The sequence below is a fragment of the Rhizobacter sp. genome, from assembly GCF_032229685.1.
In the GTDB taxonomy this organism is placed as follows: domain Bacteria; phylum Pseudomonadota; class Gammaproteobacteria; order Burkholderiales; family Burkholderiaceae_C; genus LMDS01.
On the sequence record NZ_JAVTWP010000035.1, the window covers coordinates 1 to 6,393 of the forward strand.

A 6,393-nucleotide genomic window follows, 5' to 3' on the forward strand; every position below is an offset into this window, starting at 1 on the left:
GTCAACGCCGTCACCAACGAACTCGCCGGCGAGCGGGTCGACATCGTGTTGTGGTCGGAAGACCCGGCGCAATTCGTGATCGGCGCGCTGGCGCCGGCCAACGTGCAGTCGATCGTGGTCGACGAAGAGCGCCACGCGATGGACGTGGTGGTCGACGAAGAAAACCTCGCGATCGCGATCGGCCGTGGCGGCCAGAACGTGCGCCTGGCCTCCGAGATGACCGGTTGGCGCATCAACATCATGACGGCCGAAGAGTCTGCTTCGAAGCAGGCCACCGAGTCCGACAGCGTGCGCAAGCTGTTCATCGAGAAGCTCGACGTCGACGCCGAAGTGGCCGACATCCTGATCAACGAGGGCTTCGCCAGCCTCGAAGAAGTGGCCTACGTGCCGATGCAGGAAATGCTCGAGATCGAGAGCTTTGACGAAGACACCGTGAACGAGCTGCGCACCCGCGCGAAAGACGCGCTGCTGACGATGGAGCTCGCCAAGGAAGAAGGCGTGGAAGACGTTTCGCAAGACCTGCGCGACCTCGAAGGCCTGACGCCCGAACTCATCGCCAAGCTCGGCGCCGGTGGCATTCACACCCGCGACGACCTGGCCGATCTGGCGGTCGACGAGCTGGTCGAGATGACCGCTGTCGACGAAGAGCAGGCCAAGGCCTTGATCATGAAGGCACGTGAACACTGGTTCACGACCTGATGGCCGTGATGCAAGTCAACCCCGCCGCACGCACCCTACGAAGCTAGACCAAGCAAGGACAGAATCAATGGCATCGACAACCGTCGCCCAACTCGCCGCCGAGCTGAACCGCTCTGCCGCGGCGCTGCTCGAGCAGCTGCAGTCGGCCGGCGTCAGCAAGGCGTCGACCGACGATGCGCTGACCGAGTCCGACAAGGAGCGGCTGCTCGACCACCTGCGCTCGACGCACGGCACCGCTGTGGGCGCCGAACGCAAGAAGATCACGCTGACGCGCAAGTCGACCAGCGAGATCAAACAGGCCGATTCGAGCGGCAAGGCACGGACGATCCAGGTCGAGGTGCGCAAGAAGCGCACCTTCATCAAGCGCGACGACGCGCCTGCCGCCGAAGAGCCGGCAGAACCGGTGATCGACGACGCCGAATTGCAGCGCCGTGAAGTAGAAGCCCGGGCTCAGGCCGAGCTGCTGCGCCGCCAGGAAGCCGATCTGGCCGAAAAGCGCCGCCTGCGCGAAGAGCAGGAAGCGCGCGATCGCGAAGCCGCCGAAGCCCGCGCCCGCGAAGCTGCCGAGAAACAGGCTGCCGAAGCCGCTGCCGCCGCGCTCGCCAGCGCTGCCGCCGCCAGTGCGCCAGCCAAGGCCGGCGAAGCCAAGCCGGCTGCCGCGCCCGTGGCTGCCGCCCCCGCCGCCGCGGAGCCGGTGGCCAAACCCGCGCTGCGCGTGATCAAGGCCGCCGACGTCGTCGACGAAGAAAAGCAGCGTGCCACCGACTTGGCCAAGCGCCGCAAGGCGGCGGAAGACGAAGCTGCGGCGATCCGCGTGATGATGAACGCACCGAAGAAGGTGCTCGTCGCCAAGCCGCCCGAAGAAGCCAAGCCTGCCGTCGAGATCAAGGGCACGATCCACAAGAAGGTCGGCGCCCCGGGCGCCACGACCACCACCGCGGCAGCCAAGCCGGGTGACAAGAAGGCCGTCAAGTCCGAGAAGCTCTCGTCGAGCTGGGCCGACGACGCCAAGAAGCGCAGCGCGCTGAAACCCGGAGCACGTGCACCGGCGGGCGCTGGCCGCCCGGGCTGGCGTGCGCCGCGCACCGGCCGCCGTGGCGAGCGCAACGACGGCGCGCCGTCGACGTTCGTGGCACCCGTCGAGGCGCAGGTGCAGGAAGTGCATGTGCCCGAAACCATCAGCGTGGCCGATCTGGCGCACAAGATGTCGGTCAAGGCCTCCGAGGTCATCAAGCAGTTGATGAAGCTCGGCCAGATGGTCACGATCAACCAGCAGCTGGACCAGGAAACCGCGATGATCCTGGTGGAAGAAATGGGCCATAAGGCCTTTGCCGCCAAGCTCGACGACCCCGACGCCTTCCTCGAAGAAGACAACACCGAAGCCGACGCGCAGCACGAGTCGCTGCCGCGTGCGCCGGTCGTGACCGTGATGGGCCACGTCGACCACGGCAAGACCTCGCTGCTCGACTACATCCGCCGCTCGCGCGTGGCGGCTGGCGAAGCCGGTGGCATCACGCAGCACATCGGCGCTTACCACGTCGACACGCCGCGCGGCATGATCACCTTCCTCGACACCCCGGGCCACGCCGCGTTCACCGCGATGCGTGCACGCGGTGCGGCAGCGACCGACATCGTCATCCTGGTCGTGGCGGCCGACGACGGCGTGATGCCGCAGACCAAGGAAGCGATCCACCATGCCAAGGCAGCCGGTGTGCCGATCGTGGTGGCCGTCAACAAGATGGACAAGCCCGAAGCCAACATCGAGCGCGTGAAGTCCGAGCTCGTGGCCGAATCGGTGGTGCCGGAAGACTTCGGTGGCGAATCGCCCTTCGTGCCGGTCTCGGCCCGTACGGGTGCGGGCATCGACACGCTGCTCGAGCAGGTGCTGCTGCAAGCCGAAGTGCTGGAGCTGATGGCCCCCAAGGATTCGATGGCCAAGGGCATCGTGATCGAAGCGCAGCTCGACAAGGGCCGCGGCCCGGTCGCGACCGTGCTGGTGCAAAGCGGCACGCTCAAGCGTGGCGACGTGGTGCTGGCCGGTTCGAGCTTCGGCCGCGTGCGCGCCATGCTCGACGAAGACGGCAAGGCCATCAACGAAGCCGGCCCGTCGATCCCGGTCGAAATCCAGGGCCTGACCGAAGTGCCACAGGCCGGTGACGAGTTCATGGTGCTGGGCGACGAGCGCCGTGCGCGCGAAATCGCGACCTTCCGCCAGGGCAAGTACCGCGACGTGAAGCTGGCCAAGCGCCAGGCCGCGAACCTCGAAACCCTGATGGACCAGATGGGGCAGGGCGCCACGCAGACACTCGCGCTCATCATCAAGGCCGACGTGCAGGGTTCGCAGGAAGCGCTGGCGCAGTCGCTGCTCAAGCTCACCACGAGCGAAGTCAAGGTGCAGATCGTGCACGCCGCGGTGGGTGGCATCAGCGAGTCCGACGTGAACCTCGCGATCGCTTCCAAGGCCGTGATCATCGGCTTCAACACACGGGCCGATGCCGGCTCGCGCAAGCTGGCCGAGAACAACGGCGTCGACATCCGCTACTACAACATCATCTACGACGCGGTCGACGACGTGAAGCTCGCCATGACCGGCATGCTGGCGCCCGAGCAGCGCGAAGAGATCATCGGCACGGCCGAGATCCGCACGGTGTTCGTGGCCTCGAAGATCGGCACGGTCGCCGGCTCGATGGTCACCGCCGGCGTGGTTCGCCGCGGCGCGCGCTTCCGCCTGCTGCGCGAGAACGTGGTGGTCTACACCGGCGAGATCGAATCGGTGCGCCGCCTGAAAGACGATGTGCGTGAAGTGGCGAGCGGCTTCGAGTGCGGTATCAAGCTGAAGAACTACAACGACATCAAGGAAGGCGACCAGCTCGAATTCTTCGAGGTCAAGGAAGTGGCGCGAACGCTGTAAGGCGGTTTTGGTCTCATCCCCGAACCCCGCCTTCTGCAAAGCTGGCGGGGTTCGCGTTTAGAGAGTCCGTATGAAACACAAACGATCCATTCCGAACCGCGGTTTCCGTGTCGCCGACCAGATCCAGCGCGACGTGGCGGAGCTTATCCGCGACCTGAAGGACCCGCGCATCGGCATGGTCACGGTCAACGCGGTCGAAGTCACGCCCGACTACGCCCATGCCACGGTCTTGTTCTCGTTGTTGGTCGGCGAGCCCGACGCGTGCGAGACGGCGTTGAACGAAGCCTCGGGCTTCATCCGCAACGGCCTGTTCAAGCGCCTGCAGATCCACACCGTGCCCACGCTGCACTTCAAGTTCGACCGCACGACCGAGCGCGCGCTGGAGCTGAGCGCCTTGATCACCAAGGCGAACTCGACGCGGGCGAAAGAAGACTGAAGCCGTGCAGCCGCAACGACAACGCATCCCCCGGCGCGCCGTTCACGGCGTGCTCTTGCTCGACAAGCCGCTCGGCCTGTCGAGCAACGATGCCTTGCAGAAGGCCAAGCGCCTTTACCGCGCCGAGAAGGCCGGCCACACCGGCACACTCGACCCGCTGGCCACCGGCCTGTTGCCGCTGTGCTTCGGCGCGGCCACCAAGTTCTCGCAGATCAGCCTGGACGCCGACAAGCGTTATCTCGCCACGCTCAAGCTCGGCGTGACGACGAACACCGCCGATGCCGAAGGCGAAGTCCTGCAGCAACGCGACGTGTCGGTGACCCGCGCCGATGTGGAAGCCGCGTGCGCGCGCTTCACCGGCCCGATCTTGCAGACGCCGCCGATGCACTCCGCGCTCAAGCGCGACGGAAAGCCTCTGTACGAATATGCACGTGCCGGCATCGAGGTCGAGCGCGAAGCGCGTGCGGTGACGATTCACGCGATCGACATCGTCGGCGGCGATCATGACCACTGGATGCTCGACGTGCGCTGCTCCAAAGGCACCTACATCCGCACGCTCGCCGAAGACATCGGTGAGCTGCTGGGTTGTGGTGCGCACCTGAGCGCCTTGCGCCGCACCGGCAGCGGCGCCTTGACGCTGACCGGCGCGCACACGCTCGAACAGCTCGGCGACATGAGCGAAGAAGAACGCGACGCGGCCCTGATGGCCGCCGACGCGCTGCTCGCCGACTGGCCCGTGGTGCGCCTCGGCACGGAAGATGCGGGCCGGTTCCTGAGCGGCGTGAGGCGCCGCCTGAGCCTGGCCGATGCGCCGAACGTGCGCGTGTATGGGCCGGAACCCAAGGCATTTCTCGGCGGCGGCCATATCACCGCCGGCGAACTGATTTCAACGCGGCTGCTGAGTCCGCTGGAGGTGCAGGGCCTCATTCAACCTGCGTGCAAGTGAGAACCGCATGACCCGTCAGATCAGAAACATCGCCATCATCGCCCACGTCGACCATGGCAAGACCACGCTCGTGGACCAACTGCTGCGCCAGAGCGGCACCTTCCGCGACAACGAGAAGGTCGCCGAGCGTGTGATGGACAACAACGACTTGGAGAAGGAACGTGGCATCACGATCCTCTCGAAGAACTGCGCGGTCGAATGGAAGGGCACGCACGTCAACATCGTCGACACCCCCGGCCACGCCGACTTCGGCGGCGAAGTGGAACGTGTGCTGTCGATGGTCGACTCAGTGCTGCTGCTGGTCGACGCCGTCGAAGGCCCGATGCCGCAGACACGCTTCGTGACCAAGAAGGCGCTGGCACTCGGCCTGAAGCCGATCGTCGTCGTCAACAAGGTCGACCGCCCGGGCGCACGGGCCGACTACGTGATCAACGCGACTTTCGACCTGTTCGACAAGCTGCACGCCACTGAAGAGCAGCTCGACTTCCCGGTGGTCTTTGCGTCCGGCCTGAACGGCTGGGCCACGATGACCCAGGGCGAAGTCGGCACCGACCTGGCACCGCTGTTCGACACGATCCTGAGCCACGTGCCGGCACACGGCGGCGACGCCGCAGCACCGCTGCAGCTGCAGATCTGCTCGCTGGACTATTCGACCTACGTGGGCCGCATCGGCATCGGCCGCATCAACCAGGGCACGCTCAAGCCCATGCAGAACGTGGCCGTGTACAGCGGCCCGGAGAGCACGCCCTTCAACGCGCGTGTGAACCAGGTGCTGAAGTTCGAAGGGCTCGAGCGCCAGCAGGCGACCGAGGCCGGCCCGGGCGACATCGTGCTGATCAACGGCATCGAGAACATCGGCATTGGCGTGACCCTGACCGACATCGAGAACCCGGCGCCGCTGCCGATGCTCAATGTCGACGAGCCGACGCTGACGATGAACTTCTGCGTCAACAACTCGCCGCTGGCCGGCCGCGAAGGCAAGTTCGTGACCAGTCGCCAGCTCTGGGACCGCCTGCAGCGCGAGCTGCAGAGCAACGTGGCGCTGCGCGTGAAAGAGACCGACGAAGACGGCATCTTCGAAGTGATGGGCCGCGGTGAACTGCACCTGACGATCCTGCTCGAAACGATGCGCCGCGAAGGTTACGAGCTCGCCGTGAGCAAGCCGCGCGTGGTGTTCCGCATGGAAGGCGAAGAGCGCCTCGAACCGATCGAGGCGGTGACCGCCGACGTCGAAGACCAACACCAGGGCGCGGTGATGCAGGCGCTGGGCGAGCGCAAGGCCGAGCTCGTGAACATGGAACCCGACGGCATGGGCCGCGTGCGCCTGGACTACAAGATCCCGGCGCGCGGCCTGATCGGCTTCCAGAACGAGTTCCTGAACCTGACACGTGGCACCGGCCT

The 6,393-nt window shown here is 66.0% G+C and carries 5 protein-coding genes; all 5 read left to right on the forward strand.

Annotated elements, in window-relative coordinates:
- Nucleotides 1-699, forward strand: a 699-nt coding sequence (gene nusA / locus AC30PD_RS15670; RefSeq protein WP_489536593.1) for a transcription termination/antitermination protein NusA, incomplete at its 5' end; no start/stop codon positions are given.
- A gap of 67 nt (nt 700-766) precedes the next feature.
- On the forward strand, nt 767-3,610 hold the full coding sequence (infB, locus tag AC30PD_RS15675; protein WP_489536594.1) for a translation initiation factor IF-2: 2,844 nt from the start codon (nt 767-769) through the stop codon (nt 3,608-3,610).
- A gap of 70 nt (nt 3,611-3,680) precedes the next feature.
- Complete coding sequence (gene rbfA / locus AC30PD_RS15680) at nt 3,681-4,046, forward strand: 30S ribosome-binding factor RbfA (RefSeq protein WP_489536595.1); 366 nt, start codon at nt 3,681-3,683, stop codon at nt 4,044-4,046.
- Nucleotides 4,047-4,050: 4 nt separating this feature from the next.
- Complete coding sequence (gene truB / locus AC30PD_RS15685; protein WP_489536596.1) at nt 4,051-4,992, forward strand: tRNA pseudouridine(55) synthase TruB; 942 nt, start codon at nt 4,051-4,053, stop codon at nt 4,990-4,992.
- A gap of 7 nt (nt 4,993-4,999) precedes the next feature.
- The coding region (locus AC30PD_RS15690) for a GTP-binding protein (protein ID WP_489536597.1) at nt 5,000-6,393 on the forward strand (1,394 nt) is incomplete at its 3' end.